Genomic DNA, 18,347 nt, shown 5'->3' with positions numbered 1-18,347 from the left:
CCCCACGCCGCCGCGGCCGCACGGGCCACCCCAGGCCCCCCCGGAGAACACACATGCGACGACACCTCTGGCTCTGCATTCCCGCTGTGCTGCTGAGTGCCTGTGGCGGTGGCGAGGCCGCGACTGCGCCCACCGCCGCGCCGGTAGCCACGCTCGCGCCGATCGCCACCGACGACCCGAGCCTGTTCCGCGCTGAGCCAACCGCCGAGCCATCGCCAACCGCCGCGCCCGCGCCGACTGCTAGCGCAACCGCGCAAGCCGAGCCGACCGCCGCGCTGATCCTGCCGCCCACCGAGCCACCCGCCCAGCCGGCCCCCAAGCCTGCCGCCAGCAACCCGGCGCCGGCCGCGCCCGCGCCGGCTCAGCAGCCCGCCAGCAGCGCGCCGACGCGGCTGGTGATCGGCGACATCAACCTCGACTACCGCCCGGTGTCGGTTGGCCTCGACCGCAACAATGTGCCGATCGTGCCAAACCACGATGTCGGCTGGTACAACCTGAGCGCCGGGCCGGGCCAGGGCGAGAATATTGTGCTGTGGGGGCACGTGCTGCGCTTCCGCAGCGCCCCGAATATCGCCGCGCCATTCGCCCACCTGAAAGAGCTCAAGCCGGGCGCCAGCGTAGTGCTGTACGACGCCGCCGGCGCCGCGCATAGCTACGTCATCACCCGGCAGGTGTGGGCCACGCCCGATCAGGTCGAGTATGTGCTGCCGCAGGGCAAAGAGATGGTGACGATGGTCTCGTGCATCGGCGACAAGGTCATTCAGGATGGCGAGGTGATCGACGAGAGCCACCGCCTGATCACCATCGCCGAGCCTTCCTAGAGCCAATACGTCTCATACCAAATTCGCTTGATTACTTACACTTTAGTGGGGGTTTGGGGGCGGCTTCGCCGCCCCCATTTCGTATTGTGTTGCACGACGTAGCTTCGCCACGTCGTGCAACACAATCGAGAAATAATCAAGCGAACAGCGTATCAACCAGGCGGCTGGCGCGGGCATAGCCGGCCGGCCGCGGCCAAGAGCGAGTGCGAGGGGCTACGCCCTTCGCACTCGCTCTTTTCAGGCAAGCGTTTGGGCCGAGAACGGCTACGAAGAAGAGTGAGCTTTGCCCAGCTCGTCGTGCTGCCAGCGGATCTGGCCGCGCAGCAGCAGGTTCGACGAGCGCAGCTTGAAGGCCAGATCCTGGGCGAGGTTGCGGATCACCACATAGCCGATCCGTGGGTCGGACTCGCACAGCTGGCGAAAATCGTGCTCGTACATCACGATAAGCGTGGTGGTATCGACGGCTTCGACGGTGGCCGAGCGCGCGGCGTTGTTCAGCAGGATCATCTCGCCGAAGCACTGGCCGGGGTAGAGCCGGTTGATCGTCGAGGGCGCGAACGAGCCATCGGCGCCGCGCGTGTTGATCATCACGCGCACACAGCCGTCGAGGATGATATACAGCTCATTGCCGCTGTCGCCTTCTTTGAAGATCGCCTTGCCGGCGGCGACCTTCAGCCCCCGGCAAACCGCCGCCACTTTCAGCAGCTCGGCGTCGACAAGGCCGAGGAAGATCTCGGCGCGCCGCAGGTGCTCGATCACTTTGAGGTTGGTCATAGTTGCTCTCCGGGCGGCTGGCGAATGCTGTGCTGGTAGTATAGCACAGCACGCTACTGCGGCTTGAGGCCGTATAAACCTCATCAATCGGCTTGTTCCGGGCAACTGCGCAAATAAATTGCTACACTTTCGTTTATCGAACTGTAATATACGATTCTTGGTCGTATATCTGCAAATCTCCTAAAATAGCTCTAGTTATTGGATCACTGGAGACATGGCAATGCCGCACTACAACGCAACCGATGACTCTCCGGGCTGTGATTGCCCCGAGCATGGCCCCTACGCCGACGACGAATGCCCGAAGTGTTAGACGGCCATCCCTTCATATCAGCCCGCACTACGGCGCGCGCGAGGAAAGCCCCGCGCGCGCCGGGGTTTTCATATCGCCACCCGGCCCTAAGTTAAGCCACCAGCCGTGCAGCTCGGCGCAGACCTCGGGCGGCAGCGCGGCCGGCGCGGCGCCGAGCTGGCAGCCGAAGATATAGGCGCGGGCGCTATCCTCGACGGCCACGGTAGAAGCGTAGGCCCGGCGCAGGTCGGCGCCGCAGGCCACGATGCCGTGCTGGCCCATCACCGCCGCCAGGCCGCTGCCAATCGTCGCAAGCATCAGCTCGGCGAATTGCGGCGTGCCCGAGGGCATGAACGGCGCCACCGGCACCGGCTGGCCAAGGCACGCGGCAGCCTCGGCTAGCACCAGCGGAATGGGGCGCAGCGCCGCGGCGAAGCCCGAGGCATACGGCGCGTGGCAGTGGATCACCGCGCCCACATCGGGGCGGCGGCGGTAGAACAGCGTGTGCAGCGGCGTCTCGATCGTCGGCTTCCAGCGGCCCTCGACCACCGCGCCGTCGCGGTCGACCACCACGATATCCTCGGCGGTCATGGTCGCGTAGTCGGCCGCCGATGGCGTGATCGCCACCAGGCCGCTGGCGGCGTCGAGCGCGCTGATATTGCCCTGCGAGCCGTGGGCCAGCCCATCGGCGGCCATCTGGCGGGCGTAGGCGAACACCTGGCGGCGTAATTCTTCAAGCAGCATTGCGATGCCTCCTTGTCTTTCGAACGTAGCGCCATGGTACATCAAAAGCCGCGCGCCACGGTCGATCGGCGTCATAACGATTTCTTGACAGACAACCAGCCGTACGCTATACTCGCTCCCGCCCAATCCACACGTAGTAGTCTGAGTGAGCAGCGCCGCTCGAAGTCGACGAGTATAACTCGTTTCGAAGCGCACCCGGCCATGCATTCCAGCGACGCGGGCATCGGCGAAAGTCGTGTGCCTGCGTTTCTTTTTCCCATCCCGACGCGGTGATGCGCGCGTGCGCGCTGCCGATAGTAGCTGGAGTTCACGCCAGAAGTATCACAAGGAGAGAACACATGCGAACGGGCTCATTCGTACGGTGGTCGAGCGTGCTGATCGTGCTGGCGCTGCTGCTGAGCGCCTGTGGCGGCAATGCGCCGGCCGCGAGCGGCGGCAACGCGCCGGCCGCTGGTGCCACGGCAGCCCCGGCGGCCGGGGGCGGCGCAACCACCGAGGGCAAGTTCCAGATTCCCGCCGTCGAGGACGGCAAGTTCAATATTGCGATGGTGCTGATCGGCCCGCACGACGACGGCGGCTGGTCGCAGGCGCACTACGAGGGCCTGCAGTTCGTCGAGAAGAACGTGGCGAACGTGCACACCGCGTATGTCGAGAATGTGCCCGAGGGCGCCGACTCCGAGCAGGTGTTCCGCAGCCTCTCGCGCAAGGGCTTCAACCTGATCCTGGGCACCTCGTTCGGCTTCATGGATCCGATGGCTACGGTGGCCGAGGAGTTCCCCAAGATCACCTATGTGCACATCAGCGGCTTCAAGACGAACAACAAGAACTTCGGCAACCTGTTCGGCGCGATGGAGAGCATGAAGTACCTGGCGGGCATGCTGGCCGGCGCGCGCGCCAAGAAGGACGGCAACCCCAAGCTCGGCTACATGGCCACGTTCCCGATCCCCGAGGAGCTGCGCCTGGGCAACGCCTTCGCGCTGGGCATGCGCAAGACATGCCCCGAGTGTACGCTCGACGTGCGCTGGATCAACACCTGGCACGACCCGGTGAAGGAGAAAGAGGGCGCGGCCTCGCTGTTCGACGCCGGCGCGCAGGTGGTGTTCACCGGCGCCGACACGCCCGCCTCGGCCGACGTGGCCCAGGAGAAGGGCAAGTGGGGCATCACCTACGACTGGGCTGGCGGCTGCAAGGTCGAGCGCTGCCTCACCGCGCCGTACTGGAACTGGGGCCCGATCTATGCCAAGGTGGCCAAGGGCGTGCAGGATGGCAGCTATAAGGTCGGCTACGACTACTTCGACGCCGACAGCGGCGGCCTTGGGCTATATGGCTTTATGGAGGGCCAGCAGCCGACCAAGGGCGTGGCCGACCTGCCGCCCGAGGTGATCCAGCAGGTGAAGGACACGCTGGCCAAGATGCAGAAGGGCGAGTTCACGCGCTTCGACGTGTTCTCCGGCCCGATCAAGGACAACACCGGCAAGGAGGTCGTGCCCGCAGGCGCCAAGCTTGAACAGGGCGACCTCGACCAGTTCGACAAGAAGTCGGGCTGCAAGTTCTGCATGTACTGGTGGGCCGAGGGCGTGAGCGCCGAGCTGCCGAAGGCCAGCTAGGCCGCGCGAGGCGACAAGGAGAGCGCGAGGCAAAGAGACGCGCTCTTTCGCCCCAGCTCTCCTTGTCGCCTGAGTTTCAACAAGATAGTGCTGCAACCATGACAGATACGCCGAATGTCGTCACCATGCGCGGTATTGTCAAGCGCTTCCCCGGCGTATTGGCAAGCGATCATGTCGACTTTGATCTGCGGCGCGGCGAGATCCACGCGCTGCTGGGCGAGAACGGGGCCGGCAAAAGCACGCTGATGAACATCCTGGCCGGCCTCTACCGCGCCGACGCCGGCGCGATCGAGGTGCACGGCAAGGCGGTGCAGTTCGGCTCGCCGCGTCAGGCCATCCAGGCCGGCATTGGCATGATCCACCAGCACTTCATGCTCGTGCCGTCGCAGTCGGTCACCGAGAACATTCTGCTAGGGCTGACGCACCCACGCTTCTGGCTGCGCCTGGCCGAGAACGAGCGCGTGGTGTCCGAGCTGGGCGAGCGGTTCGGCCTGAAAGTCGACCCCAAGGCCAAGATCTGGCAGCTCTCGGTTGGCGAGCAGCAGCGCGTCGAGATCCTCAAGATGCTGTATCGCGGCGCCGACGTGCTGATCCTCGACGAGCCGACGGCGGTGCTCGGCCCGCAAGAGACCGAGCAGCTGTTCAAGACGCTGCGCAACATGACCCAGCAGGGCAAGTCGATCATCTTCATCAGCCACAAGCTCAACGAAGTTATGTCGATCGCCGACCGAGTGACGGTGATGCGGCGCGGCCGCGTGACCGCCGCCGACGTGGCGACGAAGGGCAGCACCACCGCCGAGCTGGCGCGCCTGATGGTCGGGCGCGACGTGCTGTTCCGGGTGCATCGCGAGGCGCAGGAGCCAGGGCCGGTGGTACTGCAGATCGAAGATCTGCACGCCGACAACGACCGCGGTGTGCCGGCGCTGCGCGGCCTGAGCCTGGAGGTGCGCGCCGGCGAGATCGTGGGCCTGGCTGGGGTGGCCGGCAACGGCCAGCGCGAGCTTTCGGAAGTGATCACCGGGCTGCGGCGCGCCAAGAGTGGCCGGGTGCGGCTGAACGGCGAGAACCTGACCAACCAGCCGGTGCGCAAGGCGATCGAGCGCGGGCTGGCGCACGTGCCCGAAGACCGCAACAAAGTCGGCAGCTCGCCCAACCTCAGCCTGACCGACAACCTGATCATGAAGCAGTACGCCGAGGAGCCGATCGGGCGCGGCTGGCGGCTCGATGCCGGCGAGGCGGCCGCCTTCGCCAACCGGCTCAAGCACAGCTACGAGATCAGCGCGCCATCGGTCGAGACGCAGGCGCGCCTGCTCTCGGGCGGCAACCTGCAGCGCCTGATCCTGGCGCGCGAGATCAGCACCAAGCCCAAGGCGATGATCGCCATGCAGCCGACGCAGGGGCTCGACGTGGGCGCGGTAGAGGTGGTGCACAACCTGCTGCTCGAGCAGCGCAAGCAGGGCGTGGCAATTCTGCTGGTCTCGGAAGAGCTCGAGGAGCTGCTGTCGCTGAGCGACCGGATCGCCGTGATCTACGAGGGCACGATCGTCGGCGATGTCGAGTCCGGCGATGTCGAGTGGATCGGCCAGCTCATGACTGGCTCGTCAGGAGCGCTATGAGTGCGGAAGTGCCTGTTTCCCCGCGGCGCGGGCTGCCGTTCGGCGTGCGCGCCGTGCCGCGCGAGGTTGTGCCTGCCTGGCTGCCGCCGCTGGTATCGATCGGCGCGATTGTGCTGGCGCTCGCGATCGGCGCGATTGTGCTGGCGCTGGTGGGCGGCGACCCGCTGGCGGCGTATGGCCAGATCGCCCGATCGTCGTTCGGCAGCATTGATGTCTTCTCCGACACGCTGATCAAAGCCATCCCGCTCATGATCGTTGGGCTGGCGTGCTCGGTCGCCTTCCGCATGCGGCTGTGGAACATTGGCGCCGAGGGCCAGTTCTTCATGGGCGCGTGGGGCGCCAGCGCGGTGGTGCTCATCCCGCTGGTGGCCGAAGACACCTCGCGCTGGCTGGTGATCCCGCTGATGCTGCTGGCCGGCATGGCCGCCGGTGCGCTGTGGGGCTTCATCCCTGGGGTGCTGAAGGCGCGCTTCAACGTCAACGAGATCATCTCGACGCTGATGCTCAACTACATTGCGATCGCCTGGAACGACTTCTTTATCTTCGGCGTCTGGAGCGAGGGCGGCTTCCAGATGAGCAAGACATTCCCGAAGAACGCCTGGCTGCCGCGCCTGACCGACTATGCCGATTATGTCGACTGGTTCAGCGGGCTGACGACGCACATGGGCCTGCTGTTTGCGCTGGTGGCCGTCGTCGTGGTGTGGCTGATCCTATACCACAGCCGCTGGGGCTACGAGATCCGGCTGATCGGCGACAACCCGCGCGCGGCGCAGTATGCCGGCGTGCCGATCGCGCGGCACACCGTGCTGGTGCTGATGCTCTCGGGCGCGCTCGCCGGCCTGGCGGGCATGTCGGAAATCAGCGGCGTGGTGCACCGGCTGCAGGGCCAGATCTCGCCGGGCTACGGCTTCACCGGCATCATCGTGGCCTGGCTGGCCAAGCTCAACCCGTTCGTGATCGTGATCGTGTCGATCCTGTTTGGCGCGCTGATCCTGGCCGGGCGCGAGATCCAGCCCTCGGGCATCCCCAAGATGATCCAGGGCATCATCCTGGTATGCCTGATCGCCAGCGACTTTCTGCTGCGCTACCGCGTGCGGCTGCAGCGCGTTGAACGTTTGAACGCCTGAATGCGAGCACGCTGTTTAACCTTCTAAGCTTGCAACCTGCAACCAAAGGAACGTATGGATCCAACCATCATCCTGCAGGCGGGCGTGGCGAGCGGCACGGTGCTGCTGTTCGCCACCATCGGCGAAATTTTTGCCGAGCGCGCCGGCGTGCTGAACCTGGGCGTCGAGGGCATGATGCTGATGGGCGCGATGACAGCGTTCAGCGTGGCGCTGCTGACCGGCAACGCCTGGCTGGGGGTGCTGGCGGCCATGCTGGTGGCCGGGCTGCTGAGCCAGCTGCACGCGCTGATCACCATCCACCTGCAGGCCGACCAGGTGGTGAGCGGGCTGGCGCTCACGTTTGTGGGCACCGGCCTGAGCCTGGTGTTCGGCGAGGGGCTCAGCAAGGCCGGCGGGGGCGCGCTGATCGAGCCATTCTCGATCCCGCTGCTCGCCAGCATCCCGGTGGTCGGGCCGATCTTCTTTGCCAACCAGAGCCCGCTGGTGTACCTGGGCTACCTGCTGGCCCCGGCCGCCTGGTACTATGTCTACCACACCCGCCCAGGCATGAACCTCCGCGCGGTGGGCGAATACCCGGCCGCGGCCGACTCGATGGGCGTGAATATCTATCGCCTGCGCTACCTGTACGTGTTTGTCGGCGGGGTGCTGGCCGGGCTGGCCGGCGCGACGATCAGCCTGGCGGTGTCGCCGGGCTGGTTCAGCGAGCTGACGACTAGCGGCCAGGGGTGGATCGCCGTGGGCCTGGTGATCTTCGCGCAGTGGAACCCGCTGCGCGCGATGTTCGGCGCGTACGCCTTTGGCGCGCTGCGGCGGCTGATTCTCGACATTCAAGGCCCGACGGTGCTTTTTGGCGCGCGCAACCCGTTCTTCTATAACCCGTACCTTGGCTTCTTCCTGCAGATGCTGCCGTACGCCTTCACGATCATTATTCTGGTGCTCGGCTCGCGCGAGGCGGTGCGCAACCGCCTGGGCGCGCCGGCCGCGCTGGGCCTGCCGTATGTGCGCGGCGAGCGAGGGAGGTAGGCTATGGCCGATGAGTACGTGCTCGATACCCCGGCCGTGCGCGCGTTTGTCGGCGCGGTACGCCAGGCGCTGGCTGCGGCCCCGCCCGATCAGGCGATGCACGCCATGCGGCCGGCCTTCGCCGCGCTGCTGGCCGACGAGGGCTGGCTGCCCGAGGCGTTTCGCCAGCCCGACACCAGCGGCGGCATGGGCGGCGGCATCGCCACCTGGCTGATCTACCGCGCCGCCGACGGCGGGCTGTCGCTGTTCGCGCTGGTGGTGCCGCCCGGCGCGGCCACGCCCGTGCACGATCACCTGGCGTGGGGGTTGGTCGGGCTGTACGCCGGCGAGCAGGACGAAGAGGTGTTTCGCCACGCCGGGCCTGCCGATGCCCAGCGCGCGCCGCTTGCGCTGGCCGAGCGCAACCACCTGCGCCCCGGCGATTTCTACGTGCTGCTGCCGCCCGAGGGCGACATCCACCGCGTGGCCACGACTTCGGCCACGCCGTCGGTGAGCATTCACCTGCTCGGCAACGATACCGGCTGCACCTGGCGCCACGCCTATACCCCTGAAGATGGCGGCGTGCGCGAGTTTCGCTCGGGCTGGAGCAACTCGCCCTGCAGCTGAGCCCACCCGCGCGCTACACCACCTCCATCCCGCCACCTTGCGGCCTAGCTGCGCGCCCGCCGCGAGGCTAGCCAGCCGCCCAGCACCATCGCCGACCCAACCAGCAGCAGCCAGGCCGGCCGGTCGGCTGGCGCGCCAGTGCGCGGTAGGCTGCGTGGCTGGTTGGGCGGCGCTCCACCCGCTGGGCCTAGCGGTAGCGTTGGCGCTGGTGTGGCCAGCGTGCCCGACGCCGGCGCGGCCGGCGTTTCGGCCGGCGCGGCTGGCGTAGCAGCGGGCGTCTCGGCCGGCGCGGCTGGCGTAGCCGAAGCAAGCTCGCCGGTCGGCGTCGCCTCTGGCGTGTCGGTGGGGGCGGGCGGGCGCGGCCGGCGCGTTGGAGTGGGCGGCGCCGGCGAGGCGGTAGGCGAGGGCGAAGGCCCCGGCGCACCTGCGGCCCACTGGATCTGTGCCGCCGCGCTGGCGGTAAGGCTGGCGCTCTCGGCCTGCACCAGCCGCTGGGTCGGGTGGCTGGGGTCGTGCTCGGAGTAAACAGTGCCAGCATCGAGCTCGTAGGACAGCGCCGCGCGCACGCTGCTTTGGCCCGCGCCGGTGCCTACCACCCAGAAGCTCGCGGCGCCCTGCGCGTCGAGGGTGATCTGCTGCTGCTGCTGGCCGCCGCTGGCGCCGCTGGCGTCGGTGAGCGCGGCCGGCCCATCGACTGCGACCGTCAGCGGCTGGCCGGCGTCGGCCGGGCCGGCGCGCACGCTGTAGGCCACCACCTGGCCGGGCGCAGCGCTCGTGGCGGCTGGCTCGATCGCCAGGTCGGGCGCCTCGGTGCGGTGCGGCGGGCAGGGCTTACCGCGCGCCTCGTTCGCAAGCGCAATCGCGCGGTCGCGCACCGCCGCGTCGGCCACTGTCGCGAGGTCGAGGTTGTCGGAGAACGCCCAGATCGCCAGCTGGCGCGCGGCGGCCTCGTCGGCGGTGGTGGCGCTCGATGCCGGGTAGGTGTCGAGCAGGTAGCGGATCTGGCAGCCGTTGGGCAGCTCGGCAACCGATCCGCCGCTGGTGTAGCGGTCGCCGGCGCTCACGCGCACGTCGAGCTGAATACAGAACACCGGCACGTCCGAGCCGTCGTCGAGCCGGAACTTCAGCACCCCAGCCCAGTCGTTGCGCGGCTTGCCGTTGTGGCTGAAAGCGACCTGCCGGCCCTGCACCTTGCCGATAAAGGTGCCGCTGAGGGGCTGCGCCAGCGCAGCCACGGGCGCCAGCAACGCCAGCACGGCGAGCAGTGCCAGCAAGTTGCGCCAGCCGTGCCCGGTAGCGCGCGTGATTCGGTTCATATGCCATCTCTCTTTCCACGGCGCAGGCTCCTCCGCGCCAGAAGGGGAACGAGAGATGAGCAAGATATGTGCCGCGCCGCCTAACGATCAGGCCGCAAGCCAGGCGCGTCGCAGCTCGCCAAAGCGGCCCTCGCGGATGCTCGCGCGGATCTCGGCCATCAGATCGCACAGAAATGCGACATTGTGCAGGCTGAGCAGCCGGATGCCGAGCAGCTCTTGGGCGCGGAACAGGTGGTGCAGGTAGGCGCGCGAGTAGCTGCGGCAGGTGGCACAGCGGCACTGCGCGTCGAGCGGGCCGGCGTCGTCGCGCAGCGCGGCATTCAGCACATTCAGCCGCCATTTACGCGACGGGTCGCGCACCAGCGCAGCGCCATGCCGGCCCAGCCTGGTCGGGCTGACGCAGTCGAACATATCGATGCCGCGCGCCACGCCCTCGATCAGGTCGTCGACATCGCCGATGCCGAGCAGGTGCCGTGGCAGCGCGTCGGGCATGTGCGGCACGGTCATATCGACAACCTCGTTGATCTGCTGCTTGTCTTTGCCAAGCGACCCGCCGATGCACAGGCCATCGAAGCCCATCGCGCCGAGGTATTCGGCGCTGGCCTGGCGCAAGTTTTCGAACACGCCGCCGTGCACGATCCCGAACAGCGCCTGATCGGGGTTGGGCGCCGCGAACGCGAGCCCGGCGCCGCCGAGCGTCTGGCGGTGAAACGCCAGGCAGCGCGCCTCCCAGCGGTGGGTGCGCTCGAGCGAGCGCGCGGTGTAGTCGTAGCCGGCGCGAAACGGCGGCAGCTCGTCGAAGCACAGAATGATGTCGGCGCCGATGCCCTTCTGGATCTCGATGCTGCGCTCGGGCGTGAACAGGTGCTTCGAGCCATCGATGTACGAGCGAAAGATCACGCCGTTCTCGGTCACTTTCACCATGCCGGGCTTGAGCTGCGCCTGCTGCGACGGCCGGCGGCCTTTCACTTCGTCGGCGATGCCGCCGTACACCAGGCTGAAAACCTGAAAGCCGCCGCTATCGGTTAGAATAGGGCCGTGCCAGCCCATAAAGCGATGCAGGCCGCCCATCCGCGCGATCAGCTCGTGCCCAGGCTGAAGATACAGGTGGTAGGTATTACCGAGAATGATCTGCGCGCCGGCCTCGCGCACCTCGCCGGGCGTGAGCGACTTGACCGTGCCGCGCGTGCCGACGGGCATAAACACCGGCGTCTCGACCGGGCCGTGCGCGGTGTGGATCAGGCCGGCGCGCGCGCGTGTGTGTGCGTCGCGCGCGCTGATCTCAAATGAAAGTGGCATAGCGCTGTAGCGTTTCCTTAGGCATGGTTCACGCCAGCAGTTCATCGCCCGAGGGCGTAGCAGCGCGATAGATCGCGCCCGTACCGTGTCACGCGAAACCTCGGGAATTGAACCAGGCCCTAGCGAACAATGGCGCTATTCTACCAGCAATTGGCGGGCGCCGCGCCGGCGCGAAAACATGCCGCTGGCGCGTTCAATAGATGGCACGAGCTACGCAATGGAGGTTTGGGAGCGGCAAAGCCGCCCCTGAAAACCTCCCACGCGCGAGGACGCCGCGTTTCTCGTGTAGATGACACGATCGAGCAGCTGCCAGGGGAACGAGCCGCTATGGACGCGATGATCATCTGGGGCGTAGCTGTCGCCGCCGGGGTGGCGCTGTGGCTGCTGAAGACGAGCATGCTCGACCAGCCGATCAATGCCAACGCCGCACGGCTGGCGCGCATGAGCAAGGCCGAGCCCGACGCGGCGCTGCAAGAGCAGCAGAAGCGCCTGCAGCGCTCGAGCGACCTCGCCGGCTGGCTGCTGCTGGCGCTGCAGGTGCTGACGATCGCGCTGCTGCCGGCCTGGCCGAGCGCGCGGATCTACGAGGCCATGCAGTCGGCCGCATTCGGCTGGCTGGTGATCGCGACGCTGATCCTGCTGCTTCAGCTCGAGCTGTCGCCGTTCTTCTACCAGTCGATCGCGCGCATGCGCCTGCGCGGGCTGGCCACGGGCGCGCTCACCGGCGCGATCGCCCTCGGCGCGCTGCTGATCATTGTCACGCTGCCGCTGGCCGAGCACGCTGGCGTTCCTCACCCGGTCGACCTAGCGAGCGTGCGCCGCTTTCTGCTGGGCAACATGGCCTTCTGCGGCGGGCTGACGCTGCTCCGCGAGCAGCGGCGGCGCGTGCGCAGCGGCGATATGCTGCGCTACGGTGCGCGCGACAGCCTCTACGTGGCGCTGCAGCTGCTGATTGTGTTTAACGTGGCCGCCATGGCTATCGCCGCGCCGCTGATCATGATTGTGCAGATCACCGGTCTACTCGACCCGCGCCAGACGATCGCGGCTAGCCTGAACCTGCTGGCGTTTATCTGGACGTGCGTGTCGATCGCGTACCTGTTTCTCTACTTCCTGCGCCGCGTCAGCCAGGCGCGCGGCTTTTCGTGGCTCGACCCGCCCAACTGGCGCGTGGCAATGCCGCACCTGCGCTACAACTTCCGGGCCTACGGCGCGCTTCAGGTGCTCACGTTCGCCGTGGTGCTGGCGGCAGTGCTGGCGCTGAGCCGCCCCGGCCAGCTGTTCGGCTGGCTCGGCGGGTGGCGGCGCGGCGCGCTGGCGGCGGGCGCACTGCTGGCCGGCGTGGCGCTGCTGCTCTACCGCAACCGCCCGCCCGAGTCGCGCGGGCTGGCCTGGCTGCGGCCGGCGCGCTGGCCCGGCGCGCTGGCCCGCGCCTTCCGCAACCGCCAGGCGCCGCCGCTCGCCGACATTGTGCGCGTCACGTACCTGCGCGCGCTGCTGCCGGGCGCCCAACACGACGAGCAGCTGGCCGAGCGCGTGGCTCAGGCGGCGGTGATCGCGCCGCTGGCGGGCCAGCCCGGCCCCGAGGTCGTGCGCTTCGACATTATCGGCGACCCCGGCGAGGGCGACGAGAGCCAGCTCTACCCCACCAACCGCCGCCACGGCGCCGCGCGCCAGCAGATCAGCGCCTCGAAAGAGCGCAAGCCGGCGGCCTCGGCCGACGACCTGCTGCTGCGCGCGCTGATAGACCCGGCCGCCCCAGCCGACGACGCCGAGTCGATCGATTTCTCGATCGTCAGCTCGGATGTGATCTACCCCGGCGGCGAAATCTTCGACTACGAGCGGGCGTTCTACCGGCCGAACGCGCCGCGCGACAAGCACGGGCGCATGTTCGAGTATGGCCACGGGAGCGACCGGCCCGGCGCGCTCAACGAGATTCTCGACCGCTCGCCGCCCTGCTATGCCATCCCCGGCAACCACGACTGGTACGACAGCCTGCACGGCTTTCTGCTGAACTTCAGCTACAACGCGGCGATTGGCGCACCGGCGCCGGGCCTGGCGCGGCTGAAAGATATGCCCTGGGATTGGCGGCCCTGGCGGCGCGCCGACCGGCGGCGCGCCGCCGCGCTGCGCCGGCGCTATCGCCTGCGCGCGATCGGCGGACTGGTAGGCCAGCCCGCCACGCAGCAGCGGCTCTCGTTTTTCGAGGTCGCACTCGGCGAGGCGCCGCTGAGCGTGTTTGGGCTCGACAACGGCGTGACCGGCTCGGTCGACGTTATTCAGTACCGCTGGCTTGAGCGGCGCCTCGCCGAAATTCGCGCTGGCAGGGACGGCGCGCAGCGCTATATCATCGTGCTGGTGGGCAACCCGCTGTATGTGGATGGCCGCTTCGACGGCAGCGCCGAGGCGCCCGATGCCGCCGCGCCACAGCCGCAGCGCTCGTACTCGCCGCGCGAGATCTACGAGCTGCTGCGCCGCTACCAGGCCGATGTGGTGATCGGCGGCGACACGCACGCCTACCAGCGCTATGAGGTGCGCTACTACGACGAGCAGGGGCGCGAGCATACCATGCACCACATCGTCAACGGCGGCGGCGGCGCGTACCTTTCGCCGCCAATGGACGCGGGCTGGCTCGATTTCGCGCAGGGCCTGGCGCCGCGCCTCAGCAAGCGCGGCGTGTACCACCCCGGCGTGTGGGGGCGCGACGCCGCCGCCGACGGGCGCGCCGACGAGGCGACGCTGCACGACGTATTCCCGACCATGAACGAGATGATGGCGAAGTTTGTGTGGAGCCAGGCCGATGCGGGGCAGGCAGCCGGCCCGTACCACCGCATCAGCGCGCCGATCGCGCTCTACAGGCGGCTCGAAACCTGGCTGCGCCGGCAGTATGTGCGCGGCGCGCTCGCCAGCGGCTTCACCAACGCGCTCAACCACGACGAGCACCCGCTACTCCAGAGCTACGTGCGCGTCGAGCTTGTCCGGCACGGCGACAGCTGGCAGCTGCGGCTTGTGCCGTACATGGAGCAGGGCGACGAGCTGCAGCGCCAGGATGCGCGCCAGCTGGTGCTGCCCGAGCGGCCAGCTGCCCCCGAAAATACGCCCTACGAATGAAACCAATACATCACCCTGCTGCGTTATATCTCATGAAGGCCGCGCACCGCCGCGCATACCGGCAGCGCACGCCGCTAACACATGAGGTATACGGCGATGTTCAAATTGCTATCGTTTCAGCTTCGCGCGATTCTGACGCGCGGTGCTCTGCTCTACCGCGCTGCGCTGCTGGCCGGCCTGGGCGCGTTTGCCGCGCTGGCCGCGATGCTGGTGTTTAAGGCAGCAGCCGGGCCTGCCGGCGACCCGACGCGTATCGCGCGGCTGCTGGCGGCGTTCAACGGCAATTACTTGATCGAGCTGGGGCTGTTTAGCGCTGTGGCTCTGGGCTACTGCCACTGGGCGCTGGACATGCTCGCCGGGCTGAGTGCCGAGCGCCCGCACGCCGCGCTGCGGATCAGCGCCGAGGCGCTGTTTGTGCTGGCCGTAGCCGCAGCCGGCGCGGCGCTGCTGGCCTGGAACCTGGCCCTGCTCTAGCCGGAACGCAGGAGCGGGCCATGTGCGGCTTTGCCGCGCATGGTCCGCTCCTGCATCCAGCCGCCCTGTACGCCCGCCTACTCGTCGAACTCCCAGCCTTGCTGGCTGGCGAGCTGGCGCAGCGCGCGCGCCAGCGACTCGACCTGCTTAAGCAGCAGGCGCACCTTCATTGGCGCGCCGGTGTCGCTCTTCACCCACTTCACCAGATCGCCCTCGACGTGCGCGCGCGCGAGGCGGTCGGTCTCGTCGAGCATCTGGTCGAGCGAGCGGATGCGAAACACGCGCGCCTTGTTCTTCGGCTGGTTCTCGAGCGTCTCGTCCTCGACGCCGAGAAAGCCGGCGTCGTCTTTCGGCTCGTCCTCGTCGTCCCACAGGTCGCTGTCGTCGTCCTTCTCCACCACCGCGGCCGCGCTCGTCTTCCCGAGCGGCCCGCCGCCAGCCGGGGCCGCCGGCTGGCCCACCAGCTCGCGCTTCAGCTCGACGCCCTGCTCCAGCGCGCTGAGCGCGTCGTCGAGCGACAGGTTCGGGTTGGCGGCGAAGTACGACGAGAGGCGGCTCAGCTCGGCGGCCGACATTCCCTCGTCGACGGCGGCGTGCGCCAGCTCGACCTGCGTGCGCGGGTTCGGGATGCGCCGCAGATGCTGAGCCTGGGTGACGCTCAAGTCGCCGGCGCGCAGCAGCAGCTGGATCTCCTCGGGCAGGTCGAGCAGGCCAAGGTAGCGCCGCACCGTGCGCGCCGAAAGCCCGACCGCGCGCGCCGTCGCCTCGTCCAGCTCGCCCTCGTTGTGCGCCTGGCCGGCCGCGAGCTGCTCGCGCAGCCGCAGAAACGCGCGCGCCTTCTCGAGGTCGTTCAGATCCTGCCGCTGGACATTCTCGGTCAGCTGCTGGATGAGCGTGCGCGGATCGTCGGAATCAAGGATGATGCAGGGCACACGCTCGAGCCCCAGCCGCAGCGCGGCCTCGCGGCGGCGGTTGCCGTACACCACCTGGTAGCGCCCCGCGCCGGCCTCGATCACGCCGATCGGCTGGAGCAGCCCGTGCTCGGCGATCGTGGCGGCCAGCCCCTCGACATTGCCGGGATCCTCGCGCACGCCGTTTGGGTCGGCGGCAAGCGCGCGCGGGTCGAGATACAGCAGTTTCATGGATATCTCCGCAGCACAATGCACGAGCCGCCGGCCGAGCCCATACGCGCCGGCGATTCGCACGTTTAAACAACACACCTGTTCGATTGAGGAGTATAGCAGAAGAAAGCCATGTCGGCAAAAACGCTCGCGCGCGCGCAGGCAAAATCCTACTTGACAGCTTTGTCACTTCTAGAGTATACTCACGCCAGTCCGATTGTACGAAGCGACACAAGCTCTATGAGTCGTCTGAACCACAGCCTCCTCCTAGGCCTCGTACTTGTAGCCCTGATTATTATCACGGGCCTATAAGTGTTTGGGAGGAAGCAAAGTCAGCGCGGCGAAAGTCAACTGCCAGGCCCCTCCCGAACACGGAGGGGCCTTTCGCTTATGCCCTTTGGACGGATCGCGCGGCGCGGCACGGTTCGCCCAGCTAGCCGAAAGCACTCGCCATGATCAAGCAACTCAAAAAGCTGCTGGAGCAACTGCTGACGCCGCACCAGCCCGCGCCCGTGCCGGTGCCAGTGCCGGTGCGTGGGCCGCGGCGCACGCGCTAGCCGAAGGTTATTGATGCTGCCGGCGCTGGCAGCCCCCGGCCACGCGTGGCCGCGAGCATCGCCGCTCGAAATCGCCATAGCTGATTGACGCAACCGAATCGCCGGCTCGCCGGCACGACCCCGAGGTCGCCGAACCTGGGCGCCGGATGGCGCACCCGTAGGAGAGCTTTGCTATGCGTTCAGACACGATCAAGCGCGGATTCGAGCGCGCGCCCCACCGCAGCTTGCTGCGCGCCACCGGCCAGATCCGCGACGAGTCCGACTTTGAGAAGCCGTTTATCGCGATCTGCAACTCGTACGTCGACATTATCCCCGGCCACGTGCACCTGCAGGAGTTCGGCCGGGTGGTGAAAGAGGCAGTGCGCGCGGCCGGCGGCGTGCCGTTCGAATTCAATACGATCGGCGTCGACGATGGCATTGTGATGGGCCACGAGGGCATGCGCTACTCGCTGCCGTCGCGCGAGCTGATCGCCGACTCGGTCGAGACAATGGCGGCCTCGCACTGCTTCGACGCGATGATCTGCATCCCGAACTGCGACAAGATCACGCCGGGCATGCTCATGGGCGCCGCGCGCGTGAACATCCCGACGATCTTTATCTCGGGTGGGCCGATGCTCGCCGGCCAGGACGAGCAGGGCGTCAAGAGCGACCTGATCACGGTGTTCGAGGCGGTGGGCAAGCGCGCCGCCGGCAAGATGACCGACGCGCAGCTGCTCAAGCTCGAACAGATCAGCTGCCCGACGTGCGGCAGCTGTAGCGGCATGTTCACCGCGAACTCGATGAACTGCCTGTGCGAAGCCCTCGGTATCGCCCTCCCGTTTAACGGAACCCTCCCCGCCGTATCCCCCGAACGCCACGAGCTCGCCCGCAAAGCCGCCAGCCAGATCATGGAGCTGGTAGCGCGCAATATCCGCTTCCGCGACATCGTCACCGCCGAGGCGATCGACAACGCCATGGCGCTCGACGTAGCCATGGGCGGCAGCACCAACACCGTGCTGCACGTGCTGGCGCTCGCGCGCGAAACCGGGCTCGACTACCCAATCGCGCGCTTCAACGACGTGTCGGATCGCACCCCGCACCTGGCCAAGGTGTCGCCGGCGTGGGATGGGCCGAAGCAGTGGCATATTCAAGACGTGCACGCCGCCGGCGGCGTGCCGGCAATTCTGGCCGAGCTGGCCAAGCGCCCCGGCGTGCTGAAGCTCGACGCGCAGACTGTGACCGGCAAGAAGCTGGGCGAGAACCTGGCCCACGCCGAGCGCCGCGGCGACGAGTGCATCCGCGATGTCGATAGCCCGCACTCGCAGCGCGGCGCGCTCAGCGCACTGTTCGGCAACCTCGCGCCCGAGGGCTCGATCATCAAGGTCGGCGCGGTCGACCAGCACGAGATGGCGTTTCGCGGCCCGGCGCGCGTGTTCGACAGCGAGGAGCTGGCGACCAACGCCGTGGTGAACGGCAAGATCAACCCTGGCGACGTGATCATCGTGCGCTACGAAGGCCCGCGCGGCGGCCCGGGCATGCGCGAGATGCTGGCGCTCACCAGCATGGTCAAGGGCATCCCCGAGCTGAGCAGCACCACCGCGCTGATCACCGATGGCCGCTTCAGCGGCGGCACGCGCGGCCTGTGCATCGGCCACGTCTCGCCCGAGGCCGCCGAGGGCGGCCCGATCGGGCTGATCCGCGACGGCGACATTGTGAATATCGACCTGAGCGCGCGCAAGCTCGACGTAGAGGTAGGCGACGACGAGCTGGCCGCGCGGCGGGCCGAGTGGCAGGCGCCGGCGCCCAAGTACGCGCGCGGCTGGCTGGCGCGCTACACGCGCCTGGTGACGAACGCGAGCAACGGAGCGATCCTCGAATAGTTTTGA

14 protein-coding genes are annotated in these 18,347 nt (G+C 67.8%); 9 read left to right on the top strand and 5 right to left on the bottom strand.

Annotation, left to right across the window (positions count from 1 at the left end; all coding sequences use genetic code 11):
* The first annotated feature begins 53 nt into the window (after window positions 1-53).
* Window positions 54-821: a sortase gene (locus U0177_RS23900; protein ID WP_409573187.1), complete on the top strand. Its 768-nt coding sequence runs from the start codon at window positions 54-56 to the stop codon at window positions 819-821.
* Window positions 822-1,085: 264 nt separating this feature from the next.
* Here the strand turns inward: U0177_RS23900 and U0177_RS23895 are convergent, their stop codons facing one another.
* Both U0177_RS23895 and U0177_RS23890 read right to left on the bottom strand, forming a co-directional pair.
* On the bottom strand, window positions 1,086-1,595 hold the full coding sequence (locus U0177_RS23895; RefSeq protein ID WP_409573186.1) for a cyclic nucleotide-binding domain-containing protein: 510 nt from the start codon (window positions 1,593-1,595) through the stop codon (window positions 1,086-1,088).
* Window positions 1,596-1,932: 337 nt separating this feature from the next.
* Entirely contained in the window at window positions 1,933-2,628 is a 696-nt protein-coding gene (locus tag U0177_RS23890) for a class II aldolase/adducin family protein (RefSeq protein WP_409573185.1), read from the bottom strand.
* 338 nt (window positions 2,629-2,966) lie between these two features.
* Here U0177_RS23890 and U0177_RS23885 point away from each other — a divergent pair, with 338 nt between their 5' ends.
* The 5 genes from U0177_RS23885 (at window position 2,967) to U0177_RS23865 (ending at window position 8,607) form a co-directional block, all read left to right on the top strand.
* Window positions 2,967-4,235: a BMP family ABC transporter substrate-binding protein gene (locus U0177_RS23885; protein ID WP_409573184.1), complete on the top strand. Its 1,269-nt coding sequence runs from the start codon at window positions 2,967-2,969 to the stop codon at window positions 4,233-4,235.
* Window positions 4,236-4,333: 98 nt separating this feature from the next.
* The gene (locus U0177_RS23880) at window positions 4,334-5,851 is read left to right on the top strand and encodes an ABC transporter ATP-binding protein (RefSeq protein ID WP_409573183.1); all 1,518 of its coding nucleotides are present in this window, start codon (window positions 4,334-4,336) and stop codon (window positions 5,849-5,851) included.
* Window positions 5,848-6,978, top strand: coding sequence for an ABC transporter permease (locus U0177_RS23875; protein ID WP_409573182.1), 1,131 nt, complete (start codon window positions 5,848-5,850; stop codon window positions 6,976-6,978). Before U0177_RS23880 ends, U0177_RS23875 begins: the two co-directional genes overlap by 4 nt.
* A gap of 54 nt (window positions 6,979-7,032) precedes the next feature.
* A complete protein-coding gene (locus U0177_RS23870; protein ID WP_409573181.1) occupies window positions 7,033-8,001 on the top strand; it encodes an ABC transporter permease in 969 nt (322 codons plus the stop codon).
* Window positions 8,002-8,004: 3 nt separating this feature from the next.
* On the top strand, window positions 8,005-8,607 hold the full coding sequence (locus tag U0177_RS23865) for a hypothetical protein (protein ID WP_409573180.1): 603 nt from the start codon (window positions 8,005-8,007) through the stop codon (window positions 8,605-8,607).
* 44 nt (window positions 8,608-8,651) lie between these two features.
* Here the strand turns inward: U0177_RS23865 and U0177_RS23860 are convergent, their stop codons facing one another.
* Both U0177_RS23860 and tgt read right to left on the bottom strand, forming a co-directional pair.
* Window positions 8,652-9,923 carry a thioester domain-containing protein gene (locus tag U0177_RS23860; RefSeq protein ID WP_409573179.1) on the bottom strand — a complete coding sequence of 424 codons (1,272 nt, stop codon included), beginning with the start codon at window positions 9,921-9,923 and terminating at the stop codon, window positions 8,652-8,654.
* Between the two features lie 87 nt (window positions 9,924-10,010).
* A complete protein-coding gene (gene tgt / locus U0177_RS23855; RefSeq protein WP_409573178.1) occupies window positions 10,011-11,222 on the bottom strand; it encodes a tRNA guanosine(34) transglycosylase Tgt in 1,212 nt (403 codons plus the stop codon).
* 327 nt (window positions 11,223-11,549) lie between these two features.
* On the opposite strand from tgt, the gene U0177_RS23850 reads away from it, so the two are divergent.
* Together U0177_RS23850 and U0177_RS23845 are read left to right on the top strand one after the other, a co-directional pair.
* Window positions 11,550-14,330, top strand: a complete 2,781-nt coding sequence (locus U0177_RS23850; RefSeq protein ID WP_409573177.1) for a metallophosphoesterase — start codon at window positions 11,550-11,552, stop codon at window positions 14,328-14,330.
* 96 nt (window positions 14,331-14,426) lie between these two features.
* Window positions 14,427-14,804 (top strand): hypothetical protein, encoded by a 378-nt coding sequence (locus U0177_RS23845; protein WP_409573176.1) that lies wholly within the window; start codon window positions 14,427-14,429, stop codon window positions 14,802-14,804.
* Between the two features lie 77 nt (window positions 14,805-14,881).
* Here U0177_RS23845 and U0177_RS23840 read toward each other — a convergent pair whose 3' ends face one another.
* Complete coding sequence (locus U0177_RS23840) at window positions 14,882-15,946, bottom strand: ParB/RepB/Spo0J family partition protein (protein WP_409573175.1); 1,065 nt, start codon at window positions 15,944-15,946, stop codon at window positions 14,882-14,884.
* 709 nt (window positions 15,947-16,655) lie between these two features.
* Here U0177_RS23840 and ilvD point away from each other — a divergent pair.
* Window positions 16,656-18,341: a dihydroxy-acid dehydratase gene (gene ilvD, locus U0177_RS23835; protein WP_409573174.1), complete on the top strand. Its 1,686-nt coding sequence runs from the start codon at window positions 16,656-16,658 to the stop codon at window positions 18,339-18,341.
* Window positions 18,342-18,347: the final 6 nt, after the last annotated feature.

The sequence above is a fragment of the Kouleothrix sp. genome, assembly GCF_046328425.1.
Classification (GTDB): Bacteria; Chloroflexota; Chloroflexia; order Chloroflexales; family Roseiflexaceae; genus Kouleothrix.
This window is presented reverse-complemented; position numbering and strand designations above follow the sequence as displayed.